Annotated in this window: 1 pseudogene; it reads left to right on the top strand. The window is 72.5% G+C overall.

Annotated features, from left to right (window positions below):
* Positions 1-91: 91 nt before the first annotated feature.
* Positions 92-411, top strand: a pseudogene (locus tag KDL01_RS42395) (hypothetical protein); the annotation flags it as partial.

The following is a 411-nucleotide window of genomic DNA, read 5'->3' as shown; positions in this document are numbered from 1 at the left end:
GGATGTGGGGGAAGTGGGTGGCGCGACGGGGGGCAGCACGGCAGCGGAGTCGGTCGCTGTCGGGGTGGCGAGGGTCAGCGAGGCGGAGGTGGTGGACGCGGACGTCAGCGTGGATGAGTTGGCGGACGAGGGCGTCAGCATGGGCGAGTTGGCGGGCGCGAACGTCACCATGGGCGAGCTGGCGGACGAGGGCGTCAAGGTAGACGAGCTGGCGGACGCGGGTGCCACGGAGGTCGCCGACGCGTGTGTGGACGAAGCTGCGGACGTCTGCGGGGCTGCCGAGGCGGTTGGGGCAGACGTGAGGGTGGTGAATGAGGTGACTGACGCGGGGGCGGTCGTGTGCGCAGGCATCGGCGGGGATGCGGCGGCAGTTGCGAGCGTCGGCGGGGATGCGGTGGCAGGTGCGGGCGG

Origin of the sequence: Actinospica durhamensis (genome assembly GCF_018139695.1) — a bacterium.
Taxonomy (GTDB): domain Bacteria; phylum Actinomycetota; class Actinomycetes; order Streptomycetales; family Catenulisporaceae; genus Actinospica; species Actinospica durhamensis.
This window is presented reverse-complemented; position numbering and strand designations above follow the sequence as displayed.